Genomic DNA, 22,021 nt, shown 5'->3' on the forward strand with positions numbered 1-22,021 from the left:
ACAAGCTTTTTACCCTTTTAGTCTTCTATAATATGCAAATTTATCAAAATTACTTGTCATAAAAAGGTTATTATCTATTTCTAGTCCAATTGTCGAGTTGGTAGAAGGCATATTCATTAGAGAGAGTTTTTTATAATAACCTGGGTCTAGGGATAGTTTTTCCATAAAATCAATAGAATGTTGAATATATTCATGACCAGGATATAGTTTTGTTTCTCTAGGAAGAGCCTTTAATCTATTTAATGATTTAAACATCTCTTTATAACTTTTCCCATCCATAATTCTTCCGCATATACCTGTGAAAAGAGTGTCTCCAGTAAATATTCCACCCTCTTCTTTAAAATAGTAACAGCAAGAGTCTTCTGTATGCCCAGGGGTTAATAACATCTCTATTTTGAGTGTTTTTAAAATCTCTTTATTTGTATGGCTATCAATTATTACACAGTTTTTGTACTTTTCTAAAATATCTTCTAACCCACCTACATGGTCAATATGATGGTGAGTTAAAAGTATGTAGTTGGGGATTAAATTTTTACTCTTTAAGTAGGATATAATCTTATCTGATTCACCTGGGTCAATAATAAAAACACCACTTCTATTTTCTATAATATAGGAGTAATTATTTTCTAAAAGAGTAAATATCTTAATCATTTATATCCCTTGAAAGGCTAGGTAAGAAGATAGAATCCCTCCCCAATTTATTAGCCCCGCATATGTTGTAATAGATAGTATTAAGAATAGAGTTGAGAAAATTATATGTAAAACTATTTTTCTCTTCTCCCTTGCTCTTTTAATCCCTATTTTTGTTAAAAATAAAAAAAGTAAAGCAGATATAGAACCTAGAACAATATTAAAAATAGTTCCATTTATAGAATACCATATACTAAAGGAGTTTGATATTTGGTTTAAAACAATGTTTATATTGGATAATTTATTAAGAAGAATAAAAATACCAATCAATGTTATAAAGATTCCACTAAACACCTTAATTTTCCCTAGATGTTTTTTAATTACAACACTCTTTTCTCTAAACTTTGAAATAAATATACCGGCAATTAGAAAGGGAATACCAAGTCCAAGGGAGAAGAATAGCAATAATACTAAACCACTTAAAAGTGTTGTTGAGTTTCCAGCTAAAAATAGAATAGAGGCTAAAATAGGTCCTATACAAGGGGACCAGCCCGCTCCAAAAGCCATTCCTAAAAGAATGCTGCTTAGAATTCCTTTTTTATCACTTCTAAAATCTACCTTTTTTTCATAATCTAAAAACTTGAAAAAATTGAATATTGTATTTAATCCAAGAATAATAACAATAATTCCAGAAATCCTTGTTATTAATAATGAGTAGTTTTTAAATGCAAAACCTAGAGTACTAAAAGCAACACCCATTAAAGAGAATACAATTGTAAAGCCAATAATGAATGAGATTATTAAGGGTAGTGCCCCCTTATTTCTTTTAAAACCATCATCATATGTAGCAGCTCCAATATATGCTATATATGAAGGAATTATAGGGAAGATGCAGGGTGATAAAAATGATATAAGCCCAGCGAATAGGGCCAATAGAATGTTTATTTCCATTATTTGCCTAACTCTTCCAATATTGCAACAATTTTTGGGTCATCCCATTCATGGGTTCCAATCTTACCACCTACAATGTTTCCATCTTTATCTACTAGGTATGTAGTAGGAATACTTCTAGCTCCATACATTAATCCAATCTGATTATCAGAGTCTAGCAGAACATCAAAAGTGTAGTTGTTGTTATCTATAAACGCTTCTACTGTTTCTTTAGGTTCAGCCAGGTTTACGGCTAAAACTCTAAAATTTTTATCTTTTCCTATCTGTTCAAGACGTTCCATTGATGGCATTTCCATTTTACAAGGTCCACACCATGATGCCCAAAAGTTAAGAAGAAGTGCCTGGCCTTTATAGTCTGATAGGGTAACATCCTCACCATTTAAGTTTTTAATGGTAAAATCAGGGGAAGGTACTGGCTTATCCATTGCACTTATTTTAGCATCAATTAATTTGTCGATTAAGGATGGCTCCTCTTTTAGGGTTTGTGTTACAACTTCTTTAGTTTTTTCCACAGAGGATTCTTCAACTACAGGCTCTTCATTTGCTGGTTTAGCTATAATTGTTCCTGTACAAGCTAGCATTGTTAATAGTAATATGACTGTATTGTTTATCTTTTTCATAGGTAAATATTAGCACCAAAAAAAAAATCTGTATATGAATTGGTACTAATATTTAGTAATTATTACTAAATTGTAATAATTGTATATAGTAAAATAGCAAAATAATGGAGAGTACAGTGAATAGTAATATAGTTAAAATAGGCCTAGCTATAATTGTTAATTTAATACCCCTTGTTTATTCAGGGTATTTATACATTAAATTGCAAAGATTGATTAAAACATCAACTGTAGAAGAGATGGAAGAGAATGATCAATATATAGGACGACTTAGAAAGAGTATGACAATGTTTTTTCTAATAGGTGTATTTTTAACCTATCAGAACTACAAGATAAACTTCTCTTAACCCCTATGTTTTATTAGTATTTTGTCTATTCCTAGACCTTCTAATTTTTTTACAATCTCATAACTTTTGCTTATAGGTACGTTAGGTATCATAACCCTCATGATCCCTGTATTGCTCATGGACGTTTTAGGCTCAAAGCCTGCACTTTTTAACTTTTTTTTCATTGCCGTTGCGTAGGTGAAATTAGAGTAAGCTGCAACTTGAATATCCATAACCTGGGCAGTTTTTGGCATTTTTATAACTTTTAATACTATTTTTGCTGTACCAGTTTTTACCATGTCTATATCTTCTGCCGCTTTTTGTGACAGGTCAATAATTCTTCCCTTAATGAATGGGCCTCTATCATTTATTCGTACAGTAGTCTTTTTTCCGTTATCTAGGTTTGTAACTTCAACAATAGTATTAAAAGGTAGGGTCTTATGGGCAGCTGTATACAGCATAGTATCAAATATTTCTCCATTAGCAGTCTGTCTACCTATAAACTTACCTCCATACCAAGAGGCTTCTCCTTTTAATTCATGGCTATATATTAAAACAGGTAAAATTATTAAAAATGCAAATAAAAATCTTTTCATGTAAGAAATATCGACTAAAAAGGGTTAATCCTTAATGAAAACTAATATATAATGTTCCACTATGAATAACAGACCTAAATCAACACACTGGGCGGATTTAACCGCTGATAAGATTATCAGAGAAAAAGGGGATAAAGAGGTATATACATGTGCCTCTGGTATTACCCCTTCAGGGACAGTTCATGTAGGTAACTTTAGAGAGATAATCTCGGTAGACCTAACTGTTAGAGCATTAAGGGATATGGGTAAAAATGTAAGGTTTATCTACTCTTGGGATGATTATGATGTATTTAGAAAGGTTCCTAAGGATATGCCTAAACAGGAAGAGATGGCCACTTTTTTAAGAAAGCCAATAGTTCTTGCCCCGGATTTTATAGATGGGGAAGAGAGTTATGCCCGAGCTAACGAAAAGCGATTAGAGAAGTTATTGCCAGAAGTTGGAATATTTCCTGAATATATATATCAAGCTACAAAATACCGAAATAGTGAATACGCTGATCAGATGAAGATTGCCTTAGAGCATAGAGATGTTATACGACGGGAGTTAAATGATAGTAGAACTTCAGACTTACCAGATGACTGGTGGCCTGTATCCGTTTTTTGTTCTAAGTGTGATAAAGACACTACTAAAGTCCTTGACTGGGATGGTGAATATGGTGTCCACTACTCTTGTGATTGTGGAAATGATGAAACTGTTGATATGAAAACAACACCTTGGGTTAAGCTTCCTTGGAGAATTGACTGGCCAATGCGTTGGGCATATGAAGGTGTTGATTTTGAGCCAGCTGGTAAAGATCATCACTCCGATGGAGGAAGTTTCGATACTGCAAAGTTAACAGGTAAAGAGGTCTATAATCATGAGCCTCCTGTAACTTTTCAATATGATTTTATTGCAGTAAAAGGTCGTGGAGGTAAAATGTCCTCATCCGCCGGAGGTGTTATATCTTTAGCTGAGGTCTTAGAGGTATATCAACCTGAGGTTATTAGATACCTATTTGCTGGAACAAGACCAAATTCAGAGTTCTCCATATCCTTTGACTTAGACGTTCTAAAGATATACGAAGATTACGATAAGTGTGAAAGAACATATTTTAGTAAACCAGAAACTGATAAGCAGATGAAAAAATGGGCTAAAGAGGCAAGAATATATGAACTCTCCCAGGTAGGAGAAGTTCCTATACAAATGCCTTATCAGATTCAAATTAGACAGTTAACAACACTATTAAGTATTCATGAAAATAATATTGACAGTGTTATTGAAGCTTTAGGTGATGTAGAACCACACCAGATAGAGAGACTTAAAAGAAGGTGTGAGTGTGCTATTAACTGGTCAAGAGACTTTGCTCCTGAGGATTTTAAATTTAGCATCAATAAGGGTGAAGAAGAGTTACTTGATGTTAATGATCAGGAGAGAAAGATCTTGCAACTTCTATCAGTAGCAGTAGAAAACTATCTTGGTAAAGTTACTGAAAAAGAGTTTGGTGTTAAGGTTTATGATGTTGCAAGGGAAGTAGAAATTGAGACATCTGAAATGTTTCCACTTGTATATCGAGCAATAATTGGGAAAGAAAAGGGACCACGTCTAGTATCCTTCCTTTCTACTATTGGTAGAGATAAACTATTAAAAATATTAAGTAGATATTAAACAATACAGGGGTCTGTAAGGCCCCTAGATTTAAAAAAAAGGATTATAAAGTGAAAAGAAATGTTTTGTTAGTTGTTATGCTATTATTAGCATCCATGATTTTTTCCCAGGATTATGTTGATGTTGTTGAGAAGAAAGATGGTTCTATTCTAAAGGGTATTGTTATTGAAAACAAAATAAATGATTATGTTAAAATTGAGTTAACTGGTGGTTCTGTTTTTAAAATTGAGTATAGAGATATTGATTTAATGAGAAAAGAGAAGGTAGCCTCCAGTGGTACAAATAGTTCAATAGTCATTAATAACTCAAATAATAACTCTAATGGAGCAAATAAAAGTTTAATTGGTTATGACCATTTTCAGTTAGTTTCAATTTTAGAGGATCTTCCATTAAGTAAATTAAAGAAGGTAAAAATAGATTCTGATCTAATTAGAACTACTGATATTGGAACTAGAATGATAGTATATAACTCCTTGGAGAAGGAGAGTGCCCTTGGCTATACGGTTTTAAATATATTTTTACCTGGTATTGGTTCTGTTATGCAGGGGGATAAAAAAGGATGGCTCTACTTTATTTCCTCTTCTCTTTGTTATCTAATTGGTTATTCACTAATTTCAGATTATGCTGTAGAACCTATGTATGATGATTCCTATTATTATGGAGAAAGTTCTTCTAATGAGAGCCAGTTCTTTTTAGGTGCCGGATTAATGGTTGTCTCAGGATTGATAAATATCTCATCATGGTTTGCACCAACAACCTATAAGAATGAGTATAATAAGCAGTTGAGAACGACTCTAATGTATTAACTAAAGGATTCGCTGCTTTATTCCTAATAATATTTAGTCCTAAATATAAATCCCGATTAATATTCAAAATTATTCCTTGACATATCATGGAAGCGCTTGCATAATTTTAATAGCACTTCTTTGGAAGCGTTTGCATTGTTGTCTTTGTTTCCACGATTAATACCAATATATGGTTTATATATAAGGAGAAAATATGAAAAAATTATTGAAAAACATTTTTTCAACCATGTTGTTACTTTTCTTAGTAACCTCATGTGGAAATGTTTTAACGGGTTCTGATACAGAAAAGTTTGTATCTTCAGATGAATTAGCTGTCTCAAGGTCTTTAAACAGTGAAGATGACTCATGGATTCAATCATCAAGTATTTATCAGGTTTATGTGAAGGCTTTTAATGATACTGATGGAAATGGGATTGGGGATTTAAAGGGTGTTAAAAATAAAATTCCATACCTCAAATCCCTTGGAGTAAAAACTATTTGGTTAATGCCCGTTTTTGAAGCTGATAGTTATCATGGTTATAATACAAATAACTATTATCAGGTTAGAGGTGATTATGGAAATAATCAGGACCTAAAAGATTTAGTGGATGAAGCACATAATAATGGGATGAAGTTAATATTAGATTTAGTTGTAAACCATACAGGTTACAATGTTTCATATTTCAATGACTATTCAAAAACCGACTGGTATTGTTGGCAAAACCCCGATTTAAATTATGGGAACGATTCAACTTGGAGTAGTATTCAGAACTGGGAAACACCTTGGGGTGGAGGATCAGTTATGCAATGGGATACTAAATTAAATAGAGGAAATTTTTATTCAGTTTTTGGTTATGATATGCCAGACCTTAACTATAGAAATCCTGAGGTTGTATCAGAAGTAAAAAATATTATGAAATTTTGGGTAGAAACAGCTGATGTTGATGGTTTTAGATGTGATGCCGCAAGATATTTAGTAGAAGAGGGACAAGGTGTTCAAAAGGATTTAGATGCGACTCACTCATTATGGAAAGAGTTTCGAGCGTCTCTACAAAGTGTAAAACCTTCCGCTATTTTATTGGCAGAAGCTCCAACAGAGACTTCTGAGCAATTAGTTGGTTATTATGGTGACGGTGATGAGTTTAATACTGCATTTCATTTTGGGCTTCAGTATAAATTAGTTAGTGCCTTTAAGGATGGATACAGGCAGGGAGCAATGTTAACGGATCTTTATGACGTTCAAGGCAATCTACCTACTGGAAGCATTGATACAATTTTTTTAAGTAATCATGATGCATTTGCAGGACAAAGAATCGGTTATCAGATGGATATGAATATTGGAAAGATGAAGGGTGCAGCTTCACTTTATATTCTTCTATCTGGTATTCCTGCTGTCTATTATGCTGAAGAGCTGGGATATAATAACTTAAATGGTGAAGTGGGAGGTGATGATCCATTAAGGGGTGATATTAATTGGGCTGACGTTGAGACTCAAGAAAATGATCCATCATCGATGTTAAACCATTATAAAGGACTATTTAATATAAGAAATAGTTACGATGCCCTACGATCTGGTATCTCAATGTTTGCTTCATCCTACGATGGAAGTTGGGATTCTGTAGATCAGAATTCAGATACTATGGCCATATTCAGAGAGTATTATGGAGAAAAAATATTAGTAGTTCATAATTTTAGTAGTAATGATAGGGAGATCAGTGTAGACCTAGAGTCTAGTAGTTTAACTTTTTCACCTGGAGAAGAGGCGTATATTCTAATGGGGAATGGTGTTGGTTCTCAAGGGAATACAGTTACAGATTTAAACAAAAACTTCTACTCTTTAGGTTCTGTTCCTGGATTAACAACAGTAGTTATATTCTTTGGGGATATCGATAGTTATAGGGATGTAAATGGTAAATTCCCCACTTATGGTACTTCTACTGTAGACCCCGGTTGGGACAGTTTGTATCTTAGGGGAACATTTAATAGTTGGGGAACAACTGCAATGTCTAAGGTTGGGGATGTATGGAGCGTCCAAGCTACATTTGCTCAAGGTGGCCGATTTAAGTTTGATAGAGACGGAGACTGGCAAAGAAACTACGGTGCAGGAAATATAGAGAACGTGGCTGTTTTTACTGGAGATGATATATATATTCCTTCAGCTGGAACTTGGACAGTTTCTTTAAACGAGTCAACTTTGGAGTACTCAATGTCAACTGAACCAATAGAAACATACTCTGTTTCAGGTCAGATATTAGAAGATGATAAAGGATTAAGCGGTGTAACTGTTTCCCTTGGTTCTAAATCTACTCTTACAGATTCTAACGGTTATTATAGCTTTAGTAATATTTCTACAGGGTCATATGTTTTAAGTCCAGTAAAATCTGGATATATATTCTCTCCAGTTAGTCAGAACGTTAATGTTGTAGATGAAGGTATAATAGTTTCTAATATTATTGGTACATTTTCTACAACAACAGATTTAACTGTTCATTTTGGAGAGTGGGAATCTGCTACAACATATTCTATACACCCTTGGGATGGTTTATCAGGAGATATTGTAATGGAGTATGAGAAGTTAGAGAATGGTATTCACTGGTGGGTTGCTACTATTCCAAATGCTCCAACTCATTTTATGTTCTGTTTTAATAATTCAAATAATAACTGGGATGGTGGAAATCGTAGTTATGACTCACAAGCTAGTGAAATTTTCATAAAAGCTTGGGATAATACAGTATATACCAGCAGGTAATTAGTTACATATGCCCTTCTTTATAAAAATAAAGGAGGGCTTAAGTCTATTTCGAAGATTTTACTTTAAAGAGTTAAGTTCATCTGTTTTTTTCTGTATAGAATCTTTTATTAAATTTGATAGTTCCTTTGTTTTATATTCGCTAGGGAAAATAGGGGGTAAGAAATACATATTCATTTCCACCTTTTTATTCCATATAAAGCCTTTTTTAGGCATTGCATGGTTATTACCATAGTTACAAACAGGAAGGACCTTTCTATTTGTTTTTTTTGCTAATAAAGCTGCCCCATCCCGGAATTTACCTAGTTCCCCTGAAACACTTCGAGTGCCCTCAGGGAAAATAGCAATAGAAACACCCTCGTTTAGGTAGTATTCACTCTTCCTCATCATAGAGAATTGGCTTTTAGGATCTTTTCTATCCAGTAGTATATCTTTACCCATTAACATCATCCAACCAAGGGTCGGAATATAAGATATCTCTTTTTTTGAAATCCACTTAAGGTCTAGCCCGGTGGATGCTAGTATACATATATCTGTTAATGATAGATGGTTTGGAGTAATTACATATGTCTCGTTTCTATCAACATTTTCTAAACCGTGTATCTTCGTTCTCCAGAAAGGATTTAAAAACATCATTAAAAAACCAACCAATGAGTTCATTTTATGATTAATTCGTCTAAGCTTGTCAAAGGGTGTTGTTACTATCCAAACCAGAAAACAGACAGGAGTATAAAGAATCATAAACATTCCAAAAGTAAAATAGTAAAATAGTGTTCCTAATAAGTTTAAAATTATCATTTAAGTATTCCTTTAAGTAAGTAGTCCTTTCTTCTCCATCTCTTATTAACTTTAACCCTAAGGTCTAGTTTTATTTTATATGGAAAAATTTTATTCAACTCTCTCTGAGCCCCTATTCTTATTTTTTTAATAGTTTCACCCTTGTGGCCTATAACAAAACCCTTTTGGCTCTCCTGTTCTACAGTTAAAAAGGCTCTTACCCACATAGTATTTTCGGCTTCGTTGTACTCTGTGTCTGCCATTTCTACATAAATTGAGTGGGGAACTTCATCTTTTACTCTACGAATAGCTTTCTCTCTTATAATTTCAGCCATTCTAAATTCTGGTTCCTGATCAGTATAATACTCCGCAGGGTACATTAGTGGACCCTCCGGGCAGTTCTCAATCAGAGCATCTTTTAACTCTGTTATTCCCTGTTCTTTAAGAGCAGAGATTTCTAATATAGCTTTAGGTTTTATATTTACAGCTAGTAGTCCTCTCATCTCTTCGAGGGCTTTGTTTTTAATATCCATCTTATTTAAAACTAGTATAAGAGGTTTATTACTGCTGTTTACAATGTTTATTATCTCTTGTTCTTCCTTTCCTAGTACCTTTGTAGAGTCAACAACATACATTACAACGTCTGCTTCACTTATAGATGAGTGTACAGCCTCCATCATGTAGTTGTTAAATTTCTTATCGGAAATGTGATACCCAGGGGTGTCTAAAAAGACTATTTGTCCTTTATCAGTATCAGTATAAATACCCCTAATCTTGTTTCTTGTTGTCTGTGGGCTCTGGGCGGTTATAGATATTTTATAACCACAAATTGTATTTAGTAGTGTGGACTTCCCTGCTGAGGGTCTTCCTATTATTGCAATAAATCCTGATTTCATACCTAAATAATAGACTATTTTTATTAAAATAAATACCGCTTTAATAAAAAATAAAATTTGAATATGATAGTACTATATAATATTATTGTAATAACCTTATAGAAGGATGTTCTCATGTACAGAAGATTAGAAGAAGAAGGCGACAAAAAGCCAAAAGTAGCACCACCCCAGGATGAATTAGCACAAAAGATGTTAAAAACAAGAACTATTTTGTTATCTGGTGAAATTAATAAAGAGTTAGGTGAAAAAATTATTAAGCAACTACTATTGTTAGAAGCTGATAGTGATGAACCTATTAAGGTCTTTATAGACTCTCCTGGTGGAGATGCAGATGCAGGATATGCAATTTATGATATGATTAGGTTTATTAAGCCAGATGTTTATACTATAGGTATGGGTCTTGTAGCTAGTGCTGGTGCATTGGTTTTATTAGCAGCACCTAAAGAGAGACGTATTGGTCTACCTAACTCCCACTATTTAATCCATCAACCGCTAAGTGGAATGAAGGGTGTAGCATCTGATTTACAGATCCATGCAGAAGAGATCGAAAAATTAAGACATAAAATTAATGTATTAATATCCAATGAAACAGGTCAAACTGTTGAGAAAGTTAGTGGAGACACTGATAGAGACTTTTGGATGAGTGCAACAGAGGCTAAAGATTATGGTTTAATCTCTAGAATTGTAACTAAGAGAGAGGAAATCGATAACTAATGATTGATAGAATCCATGGGGCATTAAATAGTACCTTTGATAAATTAGATGATGTTGATAATAGATGGGGCGATAAACTAATAAATGGAAAAGTTAGAGAGATTGTTGATCTTGGAGATAGTTTGGTATTAACAACATCAGATAGGATATCTGCCTTTGACCGAATACTTTCTACAATTCCTTTTAAAGGAGAAGTGTTAAATAGACTATCTCTTTACTGGTTTAAAAATACCCAGGATATTATTAATAATCATATAATTTCCCAAGTTTCTCCAAGAAGTATTCATGTGAAAAAGTGTCAGGTTCTTCCTGTAGAGGTAATTGTTCGTGGATATTTAACTGGTTCCTCTTGGAGAGATTACCAAAATGGTCGTGATATCTCGGGAATAACCCTTCCTAAGGGGATGAAGATGGATCAGAAGTTTGAATCACCTTTAATAACTCCATCTACAAAGGCTGAGCAAGGTGACCATGATGAGCCAATCTCATGTGAGGATATTGTATCTAAGGGTTTAGTAGATAGTAAGTTGTGGGCTGAAGTTGAAGATAAAGCCTTAAAGCTATTTGCAAGGGGTAGTAAGTTAGCTTCAGAACGTGGACTTATTCTAGTTGATACAAAGTACGAATTTGGTATTTTAGATGGTGAATTAATTATTGTAGATGAGATTCATACTCCTGACTCAAGTCGGTTTTGGTATAAAGACTCCTATCAAGAGGCTTTTGAGAAGGGTGAAAACCAAAGAAAAGTTGATAAAGAGTTTTTACGACAGTGGCTTATGGATCAAGGTTTTATGGGGGATGGAGTTCCTCCAAAGATCACATCCCAAATGAGAATTAATATAGCCCTTAAGTATATTGAAGCTTTTGAGTTAATAACCGGGGAGAAATTTACCCCAAGTGACCTTACTCCTGAAGCGGAGAGAAAAAAATAGTTAAGTATATAGATAGTATATAAAAAGAGCCTTTGAGGCTCTTTTTTTTGGAGCTATATATGAAATCAATTATAATAATTTTATTAGTACTCTCAACTTCCTGCTGTATTCAAGTTAAAAATAGACCTAATGAGGTAACTATTATGAGTTGGAATGTTCAGAACCTATTTGATGGAGTTGATAATGGACAAGAGTATCCCGAGTTTAGCGTCTCTTCTGGGAAATGGAGCCGACAGTTATATGAGTTGCGTCTTAAAAATCTGGTTAAAATTATTGAGTTTAATGATCCCGATATAATTGGTCTACAAGAGATTGAGGGTTTATCTGTATTAGAAGATTTTTCAAGTAGACTTAAAGGGTATAGTTATATGGTCTCTACATCTAGTCCTGGAGCCATACAGTTAGGTCTTTTATCTAAATATCCTATTAAACGAACTGGTATTTTAAAAACCTATAATGGGGATAGACTACTAAGGCCCATTTTAGAAGTATCCTTAGATATAGATGGAAATGAGTTGATAATAATGAATAACCATTGGAAGTCAAAGGTTGGTTCTTTTAGTGAGCACCTGCGTTTAAAGAGTAGTAGTGTTCTTAAAAAAAGATTAGAAGAGTTAAAGGATAAAGAAGTTCTGATTTTAGGAGATTTTAACGAGAACTATAATGAGTATCAACGGGTATATAAGTCCTTTGATACAGGTTTGATGTACAATAATATGGGTAAGGGAATAACTGTTACAGATGGTATTCTAGGTAAAAATGAACTTTATACTCCTTGGCCAAAATCAACATTTAAGGGGTCATATAAGTATAAAGGTCAGTGGGAAACAATTGATAACTTCTTCTTAAATAGTAAACTACTAGATAAGGAGAGTTTCTATTTTAATAGCTTTATAGTTGATAATAGAGATTTTTTATTTGATAAAAGTGGCAATATTAAAAAGTGGTATACAGATTTTAAAATAGGTTTTTCAGACCATCTACCTATTATTTTAACACTTAGAAGTGAAGGAATTAAAACTAATCTGGAATAATTTCCTCCCCCTCTTCAATTAGTTTTTCGCACAGGTTAAGGGATGCCTTTAGGTTTTTAAGATGGCTATTTGTAATATTAAACTGCTTGTTTAGTTTTGTATAATTGGTTCTTAGTGTCTCAATCTTCTCCATTATCTCATTTTGGCGTTGATTAAAGGTAAAACCTTTTAGTCCATATACTACGGTTTGAATTAGACTAAAAAGACTAGATGGACTTGCTGGAAGAATTCCTATTTTTAGTAATTTTGATATTAACTCCCCTTCACTATGAATAAATGCCCTATAATAGAGTTTTTCAGAAGGAATATACATAACAGCAAAGTTTAATGTTCCCTCCTTTAGGCTGATGTACTTATTTGCAATATCCTCTCCATGCTTCATAAAAGTTCTAATTATCTGGTTTGATAAGGGTTTATCAGTAAGAAGGATTTCATTAACGCTCTGAATTGGAAATTTAGAATCGATTGGAATTATATATTGACCTGTTCTAATTATAGCATCTACTCGAGAGCCATTTTTAAAACCATATTGTAGTTGAAATGTTCCCTTAGGCAGATAATTGTTTAATAACTCTTTTAATAGAGTCTCTCCTGCTTCTCCCCGTAGATATGGAAGGGTAAATATAGAGTTTAACTCCCTAACTTCCCTCTCTATGTTGTCTAGCTGGGAAAGTCTACTTTTAACACTCTGATCTAGATTCTTTCCACTACTTTTAAATAGAGTTATAATTACTAATAAAAATAGTATTATATTAAAACTTATTGATAGGTATAACATAGCTAACTATAACTCATAAATCTTCTTGATAAAACTAATATATGTAAATAAAATGTTATGGTGGAAAAATATAAAAACAGAGAAGAGTATGAAGAGGAAGTTATTAGTAGATCTAAGCTTCCTAAGGGGTTTAAGGTTGGTGTTGTTCCATTAACTTTTTTCCCCATAGAGAAAAAGGTTGATAAAGCACTACCTATGAAGCTGTCTTTAATCCTTCTTGATAATGATAGTGAGTCCTTTGGGAGTGTTTTTACAAAAAATAGCTTCCCTGGCCACCCTGTTGTTCATGGGAAAAAGATGTTAGATTCAGAAACTACTCGAGGGGTTCTTATTAATAATAAGATCTCTAATGTTAGGTGTAGTGGTGGTGCAGAGTCTATTGATAATATACTAAGCTCCCTATCGGAAAATTTAAATATTAAAGGCCAGAAGTTTTTTTCATCTTCAACAGGTATAATTGGCTGGAAACTTCCACAAGAAGATATAATAAGTTCTATCCCTAAGTTAATAGAGAGTCTTAATTCCAACTCAATATTTCCTGTTGCCAAGGGTATTATGACAACAGATAACTACCCTAAGGTAAGAAGTATAGAGATTCAAGGGGGACGGATTACTGCAGTGGCTAAGGGTGCAGGTATGATAGAACCAAATATGGCAACAATGCTAGTTTTTATCTTAACTGATATAGCTGTAGAGCGTAAGGAACTAAGATCTATTCTAAAGAGAGTTGTAGATAAAACTTTTAATAGAATATCAATAGATAGTGACCAAAGTACAAGTGATACTGCAATGATTTTTAGTTCAAATATAATCCAAGGCGTAAAAACTTCTCTATTTGAAGACTCTCTTTACTCTATCTGTTTAGATCTCTGTCAAGATGTAGTAAGAAACGGTGAGGGGACGGCCCACGTTATTCAGGTAACTGTTAAAGGTGTCCAGTGTGAAGATGATGCTTTAAAAATAGGTAAAGCTATAATAAATGCCCCACTTCTAAAAGCTGCAATCTATGGAAATGATCCGAATCTAGGGCGATTATTACAAGCTATAGGGGATGTTGCAGGAAATGAGAATATTCCATTAGATCCAGAATGTATAACACTTTATATGGGGGATTATATAATATATGATAATGGTGCTTTTACTCTTAACGAAGAGTTGGAGCTAAAATTAAATAGATATCTAAAAGATAGGTCGTTTAATGAAACAGCCATAGGATTTCCAGAGCATAGGAATAATGTTGAAATTGTGGTAGATTTGCAGAATGGATTAGAAAGTGCTACTGTATATGGCTCAGATCTGTCCTATGAATACGTTAGAGAAAATGCAGATTATAGATCTTGATAAGTTAAAGGAATAGTGTGTGAGTGATATAAAAATAGATGATAAAATAACAGAGGCTGGAAAGATAATTGAGACAGCTCGTGCTGAAATAGCCACTAGGATTGTAGGGCAAACAAAGTTTATTGATGGGTTAATAATGGGTATTATCGCAGGTGGGCATATCCTTGTAGAGGGTGTTCCTGGTTTGGCAAAAACTCTTGCTGTAAATACTCTTTCCGATGTTTTTGATACTGATTTTAAAAGGATTCAGTTTACACCAGACCTTCTACCAGCCGACTTAATAGGAACTATGATCTTTAAACAAGAGAGTGGGGAGTTTGTTCCAAGAAAAGGACCAATCTTTTCAAATATTATATTAGCAGATGAGATAAATCGAGCGCCTGCTAAAGTTCAAGCCGCTCTTTTAGAATCTATGGCTGAGAAGCAGGTTACAATTGGTGGAAATACTTACGCCCTCCCAAATCCTTTTTTGTCTTAGCAACACAAAACCCTATAGAACAGGAGGGTACATATCAGTTACCTGAAGCCCAGTTAGATAGATTTATGATGAAACTCTTAGTAGATTATCCATCCCCAGAAGAGGAGCTTCAAATATTAAAGCTAATGGGTAAGGATTCTAAAATATCAGTAAAGAAGATTCTTACAACACAGATGATAAGTTCATTACGAGAAGCAGCGGAAAGTATATCTATAGATGAGATGATAGAGAAATATATAGTATCTATTGTAACAGCTTCTAGAGTTAAAGATAGAAAGTATCCATTTGTACGTTTAATCGAATTTGGAGCTTCCCCTAGGGCAACAATCTATATTTATAGATGTTGTAAGGTTAGAGCCCTATTTGAAGGAAGGGATTATGTACTTCCTGAGGATGTTAAAAGCGTAGTATATGATGTATTAAGGCATCGAATTGTTCTCTCCTACGAGGCGGAAGCAGAAGCATTAACAGCAGATGATGTTATTAAAGAAATTTTAGCCTCTGTTCCGGTACCTTAATGGAGGATATAGACTTCTCTGGTAGAGTAAAAAGATTACAAATAATCTCTACCCAACTAATTGAAGGAATGTTTTCTGGAAATTATAGGTCAACATTTAAAGGTCCAGGGCTTGAATTTAATGAAGTTCGTGAGTATCAAGATGGGGATGATGTTAGATTTATAGACTGGAACGTTACATCTCGAATGCAGGCGCCTTATACTAAAACATTTAAGGAAGAGAGAGAATTAATATTAAATATTGTTATGGATGTTTCCGCTTCCCTATCGGAAGTTGGTGGTGGGAAAAGTAAAAGATCTGTGGCCGAGACTATTTTTGGGATAATTGCATTTGCAGCTGTAGCTAATAACGATAGAGTAGGTGTTCTTATGTTTTCCGATATTATAGAGCACTCTGTTTCTCCTATGAAGGGGAAAAAGCATGTATTAAGATTAATCCATGATGTTTTAACATTAAAACCAAAGAAAAAAGGATCAGACTTAGCTTTAGCACTTAGAACTGCCCAGGAATCAATGAAAAAGAGAGGGATATGTTTTATCTTGTCGGATTTTAGGTCGGCTAATTATTATAAAGAGTTATCTATTCTTTCTCGAAAGCAGGATGTTATAGCTGTTAGAATTATTGATAAGTTAGAAAGAGACTATCCTTCTACAGGTTTGATTCCCCTTGAAGACCCAGAGACTGGTGAAATCATTAGCGGGTTTGGACGAAGTAGACGTTTTAGAAAAAAATATAGGGATTTCTGGGAGCTGGAAAGGCTTCAATGGCTCAATAATTGTAAAAAACTAGGTATTGGTGTTTTAGAGGTTGATACTGAAGAGGATCCAGGGCAAGCTCTTTTAAGCTTTTTTAATAAAAGGAAAAAGAGATGAAAAATTTTTTATTGGTAACTCTGTTTTTTATATCTTTTCAAGTATTTAGTGAAGAGTTAGAAGTTATAAAGGCTGTTTATACACCAAAGGACTTCTATGTAGGAGACCTTGTTACCCTTCATCTACATGTTGAGACCCCCTTTAATGGGGATATTGTAAGTCCTTTGGAGATACCTACAGGGGAGTGGGTAGAGATAAAAAGTATAAACTTAGTATCAAGTGGCCCTGAAGAGTCAATTATTAGAATATCCTTTACATCTTTTGCTCCAGGACTAAGAGTAATCCCAAATATTGTTTTTGGAGAGCATATTCTAAAAGAGTTTAAAATACAAACACTCTCTATTTTGGATGATCAGTTTTCTAGTTTACAACCCCTATCCCCGCAAATGTTACCTCCTGGCACAAGCTTATTAGTCGTATTTGTACTAGTTGGACTTGTTTTTGGACCATATATACTATTTTTAATAATAAAAACACTTTATCTCTCAATAAAAATAGCCATCAAGAAATATAAAAGAGAGAAACCTTTTAGAGCTTATTATAAAATATTAAAACAGCTAAAGGGTAGTATTAAAGAGAGTTCAGTTAGATCTTTTTATGTAGTAATAACTGAACAGTTAAGGGTTTATCTCTCTGTTAGATTTCATAAAGACTTCTATTCTGCAACTACTAAGGAGATGAGTTATTTGTTAAGAACAATTATGGAGGAAGACTCTACAGAGGAGCTACTATCTATATGTCGTTTTGCCGACCTAGTTAAGTTTAGCCATACTAATGCTTCAACTCTACACCGTGAAAAAGATCTTAAAACAATAATTGAAATTGTCCATCAATTAGAAGGAAAGGAGAAGAGTCATGCTCGTTTTTAGTACACCACAATACTTTTTCCTTCTACTAATACTTCCCCTATTATTTGTATATCAAAATTTTAGAAAACGGAATAGAGGTGCGCTACTCTTTTCCCATAGTGTATGGAGTGGAAATATTTTTAAAACAACGCAACACAATGTTAACTTTTTTAAGCTTCTATCCACAATACTTCTGTATATAGGAATCCTTTCTATTATTATCTCATTAGCTGGGCCTTCAGTTGTGGGAGGAGAGACAAATTACCTCTCTAAGGGGATAGATATTATTATAGTTTTAGACGAGTCTCCTAGTATGTCAGCTAAAGACTTTCCACCTATAAATAGATTTGAATCAGCTAAAGATATAATACAAAAGTTTATTGACGGAAGGGAAAATGACTCTGTAGGTATCGTCTCCTTTGCAGATGATGCAGTTCTACGAGTACCATTAACCCTTGATTATGAGACTGTAAAAAGTAGTGTTAAAAACTTAAAGATAATGAGTATGGGCCAGGGAACTGCAATTGGAATGGGACTTGCGGTAAGTGTGCTTCATCTTAAAAATAGTACTTCTACATCAAAGGTTATTATCCTGTTGACAGACGGTGTTAATAACGCTGGGGAAGTTCTTCCTGAATCCGCTGCTAAAGCAGCTAAGGAGTTAGGTATAAAGGTTTATACTATCGGTATTGGAGGGGTAGATCCTGTTGAGATAGAGTTTGTAAATCCAGAGACTGGGATAGTTACAAAGGCTGATCTTCCCGCTGGTGGTTTTGACCAAACTCTTTTAGAAGAGATTGCAGCAATAACCGGTGGGAACTTTTATAAAGCTTCAAGTCCCGGTATGCTGGAGACTGTTTTACAGGGAATTGATTATTTGGAGACTAGTAAAAAAATTATTGAGACCAGAATTAAAAGCAGGCCTATTTATGACCTATTTATTATAATTAGTTTTTTCTCATTAATTGGTTACTTCATCCTTCGAAAGGGTGTCCTGGGGGAAATTTTATGAGGATAACAAATCCAGAACTGCTTTGGTACTATATTATACTTATCCCTATATTTATTGTAATAATACTATTTTATATGAGTGGTATTTCAGATTTAAAAAAATTGACAGGAACCTGGAGATTTGTTGCAGTAAAAAGAATATACCGAGTAAGGTATGTTGTTATTAGTTTAATGTTCCTTTTATCCCTTTTATCACTTTTAATAGGATTAAGTGGGATATCATGGCAAAAAAAACCTAAAAAAGATGATTCTGTCGGGTTAGAGGTAATCTTCTTACTAGATGTTTCTAGAAGTATGCTCGCCCAGGATATTATACCTAGTAGGTTATCAAAATCGATATCATTAATGACTACAGTTATAGATAGTATAGATGACTGTAAATTTGGAGTAGTTGTTTTTAAGGGTGAAGCATTTGTCTCAGTACCTATGACTGAGGACAAACTTGCATTAGAGTCCTACTTATCATCTGTAAGCCCAAACATAATAACATCTCCTGGTTCAAACCAGGAAAAAGCTCTACGTTTAGCAATGTCTAGCTTCTCAGGTAATAGTAGTAATAAACGGGTTATTCTAATGATAAGTGATGGAGAAGCCCTAGAGGGAGATGTTTTCAAGGTTGTTGGTGATTCAATTAATGAGGGTATTCCTATCTATACGATTGCTGCTGGAACTGAAAAAGGTTCAAATATACCAATTGGCGAGGGCTACGTATTAAATAAACAGGGGCGGGAGGTAATTACTAAAACTGACTACTCCCTATTAGAAAATCTGGCTGATCTTACCTATGGAAAGTTTTATAAGTTAGAAGATACCCAGGTTATAGCCCAAGTGAGCCAGGAGATAAAATCCATGGAGTACGATAGTGTGGGTGGAAGAATTAAATATATTAATGTTGTTCAATATAGACCTTTTCTTCTTTTAGCTCTAGTTTTTTTACTACTATATATTTTTATTAAGGAGTGGAGATGGTCAGAAATTTTTTAAAAATAATAATTATTACATCCCTACTTCTATTAACCTCCTGTGAGAGACTTATAGAGAGTAGTACAATTCTTGCAGGAAATCAAAAGTTTAAAAGTGGTGATTATCAAGGCTCAATAATAGACTACTTAACAGGATTAGATTCCCAAACAAATAGAGATTATTTTTATTACAATCTAGGTAATGTTTATAGCTCCCTAGGAGAGTCCCCATCAGCTTTTGCGGTGTGGAATATGGCCAATGGAGATTCAAATTCAAGCTTAAAGTTCAGTCTCTTATATAATAAAGGATATCTTGAGTTTCAAGAGGGTAATTATGAACTGGCATATAACCATTTTAAACAGGCTCTACTTTTAATGCCTTCAAGTATAAAGGCAAAAATAAATTTGGAGTTGAGCTTAAATAAAATGAGTGCTGCAACCTATAATCAAGCTCCCGATAGTGTTAAAAATAGTGGAGACATAGGTGCAACTGATGAGACCAAACGAATATTAGAGTATGTAAGACAGAAGGAGGCCATGACATGGGGATTAAATTACCAGGAAGAAGAGTTAGAAAACGACTGGTAGCACTTTTATTGCTTTTGTTATCTTCTTCTCTATTTGGCCAGGAGATGTCAGTTCTACCTGATATACTAATTACTGGTAGAGTTATAACATTAAAAATACAGACTGATTTTTTGTATTCTGAAAATATTGAAGTAGGAGAACTTGAGCTTCCTGATGAACTATCCCTAATCTCTGGGCCAATTGTAAGGCCGTACCGTAAAAGAGTGGATGGTAAAAACCAGATGTTTAACCAGATTACATGGGCTCTTAGGAGTAAAGAGTCTGGGGTTTATACAATACCAAATGCAGAAATTTATGTTAAAGAAAAACTCTACTCTGTAGAGGTTCCTCTTATAAAAATTTTTAATAATGATGAAAGATTTAATAATTATCCTTTAATTGTAGAATGGAATAAAAATATTAAGAAGACCATTTTTGTTGGGGAATCACTTCCCCTTGTTGTAGAGGCGTATAATTTAGAAGAGATAAACTTTCCAGATCGGGTAGTTACTAATAATCCTAGAAAGGGTGAGATTGTAGAAGTCTCTGGCCTTGGTGATATTAATCCTGAAAGAGTTGGGGAGGCGGACCTGTATAGAGTCCCTGTTGCATCTTGGATATATACTCCCTTTGAGGCTGGTATGGTTACAATCCCATCAGTAAGAGTTGAGATAAATGGTTTAACCCGTTATACAGGCTCTCTTGAAGTTGAAGTTCTACCTGTAAAAGATCTAAATGAAACAGGGGGAGTTGGTGAGTTCCTAATTAGTACAGAGATAAGTGAATCACAGGTTACACCTGAGGATATGTTTCATTATAAGGTTCGGGTTTCTGGACAAGGGAATCTCCCATATTTTAAATTTCCAGAGATTAAATATGATAACTTAATCTTAATTGATAAGTCTGAAAATGAGTCTATCAGTTATACTGATAATGGTTATCTAGGTTGGAGAGAGATAGACTTAACACTGCAAGCATTAGATTCTGGAGTTAAAGAGATCGCTCTTTCAGAAGTGAGCTGGATTGATAAAAACGGATCTGAAATCTTCTATAATGGTAGTATCTCCCATTTGAATGTTGTTAGTGTTAAGATCGTATCCGAGGATATTATGCCCTTCCTCTCATTTATGAAAACCCCTGAAATTATCTCATCTTATAGAATGTTTTTATATAAAAATCCATTAATGTGGTTATTTTTAGGTTTTAGTGGACTCTTTTATATAATAATCTCTCTATTTAAATCTATTAAGAAAAATAGAGGGAAGAAGGGCCTTCTTATGACTATCGCAATAATGCCCCTCTTTTTAACATCTGCAATTTTTGCAAAGGGTTTTGAATACCAGGGAGAGTTAGTTGCAGCAGATAAATATATAGATTCAGGTGACTTTGAAAGTGCACTTGTAATATACAATGATCTAAGTGAGAAGCTTCCATATAATTGGGGTATTTTTGTAAATAAATCTATCCTATGGGATAAATTAGATAATGTAGCAAACTCAATATACAATATTCGTTTAGCTGAGAGAATAGCTCCAACTAACAGTAAGATAAAGCAGATTAAACTCTATCTCTCTGACTCCGAGGAGTCTAGCCAGAAGCAGGCAAAAACCTCCAATGGAGTTAATCCTGACTATATTTTTATTATACTTCTAATATTTTTTAATCTATTGGTTTTAGTATTAATAAGGTTATTAAGAGTTAAAAGTGTAACTACCTACTCTATGTTGTTTTTAACTCTACTCTTCTCACTACTCTCTGTTATTATGCTTATTTTTATACACTCTAAAAATAGAGTAGATGCTGGAATAATATCCCAGGGTGGGGCTCCTTTAACTAAAGTTCCTAACGAGATGGCCCTAGATTGGATGACACTAGGAGAGGGTAATTGTGTATATATTAAGGGTGAATGGAAGGATGACTACCTAATTGAAACCGAGTATGGCCTTCAGGGTTGGGTATCTAAAGATACCATTTTAGTTTTAGAAGAGAGATAA

Annotated in this window: 21 protein-coding genes and 1 pseudogene; 15 read left to right on the forward strand and 7 right to left on the reverse strand. The window is 33.9% G+C overall.

The window, feature by feature from the left end; all coding sequences use genetic code 11:
- Window positions 1-9 precede the first annotated feature (9 nt).
- Genes EW093_RS09820 through EW093_RS09830 form a run of 3 tightly spaced genes read right to left on the reverse strand, consistent with a single transcriptional unit; the run spans window position 10 to window position 2,201 of the window.
- On the reverse strand, window positions 10-651 hold the full coding sequence (locus tag EW093_RS09820) for a hydroxyacylglutathione hydrolase family protein (protein WP_149568234.1): 642 nt from the start codon (window positions 649-651) through the stop codon (window positions 10-12).
- Window positions 652-1,581, reverse strand: a complete 930-nt coding sequence (locus EW093_RS09825; protein ID WP_149568235.1) for a cytochrome c biogenesis CcdA family protein — start codon at window positions 1,579-1,581, stop codon at window positions 652-654.
- Window positions 1,581-2,201: a TlpA disulfide reductase family protein gene (locus EW093_RS09830; RefSeq protein WP_149568236.1), complete on the reverse strand. Its 621-nt coding sequence runs from the start codon at window positions 2,199-2,201 to the stop codon at window positions 1,581-1,583. The genes EW093_RS09825 and EW093_RS09830 overlap by 1 nt, the downstream gene beginning before the upstream one ends.
- Window positions 2,202-2,317: 116 nt before the next feature.
- On the opposite strand from EW093_RS09830, the gene EW093_RS09835 reads away from it, so the two are divergent.
- Window positions 2,318-2,545, forward strand: coding sequence for a hypothetical protein (locus tag EW093_RS09835; protein WP_149568237.1), 228 nt, complete (start codon window positions 2,318-2,320; stop codon window positions 2,543-2,545).
- On the opposite strand, the gene EW093_RS09840 is transcribed toward EW093_RS09835, so the two are convergent.
- Entirely contained in the window at window positions 2,542-3,120 is a 579-nt protein-coding gene (locus tag EW093_RS09840; protein ID WP_149568238.1) for a septal ring lytic transglycosylase RlpA family protein, read from the reverse strand. The genes EW093_RS09835 and EW093_RS09840 overlap by 4 nt on opposite strands.
- A 61-nt stretch (window positions 3,121-3,181) precedes the next feature.
- Between EW093_RS09840 and lysS the strand changes: the two genes are divergently transcribed.
- The 3 genes from lysS to EW093_RS09855 all read left to right on the forward strand — a co-directional run bounded on the left by lysS (window position 3,182) and on the right by EW093_RS09855 (window position 8,299).
- Window positions 3,182-4,765, forward strand: coding sequence for a lysine--tRNA ligase (lysS, locus tag EW093_RS09845; RefSeq protein ID WP_149568239.1), 1,584 nt, complete (start codon window positions 3,182-3,184; stop codon window positions 4,763-4,765).
- A 50-nt stretch (window positions 4,766-4,815) separates the two neighbouring features.
- Complete coding sequence (locus tag EW093_RS09850) at window positions 4,816-5,571, forward strand: hypothetical protein (protein WP_149568240.1); 756 nt, start codon at window positions 4,816-4,818, stop codon at window positions 5,569-5,571.
- Window positions 5,572-5,764: 193 nt separating this feature from the next.
- Window positions 5,765-8,299 carry an alpha-amylase family glycosyl hydrolase gene (locus tag EW093_RS09855; protein ID WP_149568241.1) on the forward strand — a complete coding sequence of 845 codons (2,535 nt, stop codon included), beginning with the start codon at window positions 5,765-5,767 and terminating at the stop codon, window positions 8,297-8,299.
- Window positions 8,300-8,359: 60 nt separating this feature from the next.
- Here the strand turns inward: EW093_RS09855 and EW093_RS09860 are convergent, their stop codons facing one another.
- On the reverse strand, window positions 8,360-9,097 hold the full coding sequence (locus tag EW093_RS09860; RefSeq protein WP_149568242.1) for a lysophospholipid acyltransferase family protein: 738 nt from the start codon (window positions 9,095-9,097) through the stop codon (window positions 8,360-8,362).
- Window positions 9,094-9,972 carry a GTPase Era gene (gene era, locus EW093_RS09865; RefSeq protein WP_149568243.1) on the reverse strand — a complete coding sequence of 293 codons (879 nt, stop codon included), beginning with the start codon at window positions 9,970-9,972 and terminating at the stop codon, window positions 9,094-9,096. The genes EW093_RS09860 and era overlap by 4 nt, the downstream gene beginning before the upstream one ends.
- 114 nt (window positions 9,973-10,086) lie before the next feature.
- On the opposite strand from era, the gene EW093_RS09870 reads away from it, so the two are divergent.
- Genes EW093_RS09870 through EW093_RS09880 form a run of 3 tightly spaced genes read left to right on the forward strand, consistent with a single transcriptional unit; the run spans window position 10,087 to window position 12,652 of the window.
- Entirely contained in the window at window positions 10,087-10,686 is a 600-nt protein-coding gene (locus EW093_RS09870) for an ATP-dependent Clp protease proteolytic subunit (protein ID WP_149568244.1), read from the forward strand.
- Complete coding sequence (locus tag EW093_RS09875) at window positions 10,686-11,618, forward strand: phosphoribosylaminoimidazolesuccinocarboxamide synthase (RefSeq protein WP_149568245.1); 933 nt, start codon at window positions 10,686-10,688, stop codon at window positions 11,616-11,618. Before EW093_RS09870 ends, EW093_RS09875 begins: the two co-directional genes overlap by 1 nt.
- 59 nt (window positions 11,619-11,677) lie before the next feature.
- Window positions 11,678-12,652, forward strand: coding sequence for an endonuclease/exonuclease/phosphatase family protein (locus tag EW093_RS09880; RefSeq protein WP_149568246.1), 975 nt, complete (start codon window positions 11,678-11,680; stop codon window positions 12,650-12,652).
- On the opposite strand, the gene rmuC is transcribed toward EW093_RS09880, so the two are convergent.
- Window positions 12,639-13,430, reverse strand: a complete 792-nt coding sequence (gene rmuC / locus EW093_RS09885) for a DNA recombination protein RmuC (protein ID WP_149568247.1) — start codon at window positions 13,428-13,430, stop codon at window positions 12,639-12,641. The genes EW093_RS09880 and rmuC overlap by 14 nt on opposite strands.
- A gap of 60 nt (window positions 13,431-13,490) precedes the next feature.
- Here rmuC and EW093_RS09890 point away from each other — a divergent pair, with 60 nt between their 5' ends.
- From EW093_RS09890 to EW093_RS09925, 8 genes and pseudogenes are all read left to right on the forward strand, one after another.
- The gene (locus EW093_RS09890; RefSeq protein WP_187759666.1) at window positions 13,491-14,771 is read left to right on the forward strand and encodes a bifunctional ornithine acetyltransferase/N-acetylglutamate synthase; all 1,281 of its coding nucleotides are present in this window, start codon (window positions 13,491-13,493) and stop codon (window positions 14,769-14,771) included.
- A gap of 19 nt (window positions 14,772-14,790) precedes the next feature.
- Window positions 14,791-15,767: pseudogene (locus EW093_RS09895) on the forward strand (AAA family ATPase).
- On the forward strand, window positions 15,767-16,639 hold the full coding sequence (locus EW093_RS09900; protein ID WP_149568249.1) for a DUF58 domain-containing protein: 873 nt from the start codon (window positions 15,767-15,769) through the stop codon (window positions 16,637-16,639). The pseudogene EW093_RS09895 and the gene EW093_RS09900 overlap by 1 nt, the downstream one beginning before the upstream one ends.
- Entirely contained in the window at window positions 16,636-17,508 is an 873-nt protein-coding gene (locus EW093_RS09905) for a hypothetical protein (protein WP_149568250.1), read from the forward strand. The genes EW093_RS09900 and EW093_RS09905 overlap by 4 nt, the downstream gene beginning before the upstream one ends.
- Window positions 17,495-18,499 (forward strand): VWA domain-containing protein, encoded by a 1,005-nt coding sequence (locus tag EW093_RS09910; RefSeq protein ID WP_149568251.1) that lies wholly within the window; start codon window positions 17,495-17,497, stop codon window positions 18,497-18,499. Before EW093_RS09905 ends, EW093_RS09910 begins: the two co-directional genes overlap by 14 nt.
- Window positions 18,496-19,482: a vWA domain-containing protein gene (locus EW093_RS09915; RefSeq protein WP_149568252.1), complete on the forward strand. Its 987-nt coding sequence runs from the start codon at window positions 18,496-18,498 to the stop codon at window positions 19,480-19,482. Before EW093_RS09910 ends, EW093_RS09915 begins: the two co-directional genes overlap by 4 nt.
- The gene (locus tag EW093_RS09920; RefSeq protein WP_149568253.1) at window positions 19,464-20,048 is read left to right on the forward strand and encodes a tetratricopeptide repeat protein; all 585 of its coding nucleotides are present in this window, start codon (window positions 19,464-19,466) and stop codon (window positions 20,046-20,048) included. The genes EW093_RS09915 and EW093_RS09920 overlap by 19 nt, the downstream gene beginning before the upstream one ends.
- Window positions 20,003-22,021, forward strand: coding sequence for a BatD family protein (locus tag EW093_RS09925; protein WP_149568254.1), 2,019 nt, complete (start codon window positions 20,003-20,005; stop codon window positions 22,019-22,021). The genes EW093_RS09920 and EW093_RS09925 overlap by 46 nt, the downstream gene beginning before the upstream one ends.

The sequence above is a fragment of the Thiospirochaeta perfilievii genome (assembly GCF_008329945.1).
Taxonomy (GTDB): Bacteria; Spirochaetota; Spirochaetia; order DSM-2461; family DSM-2461; genus Thiospirochaeta; species Thiospirochaeta perfilievii.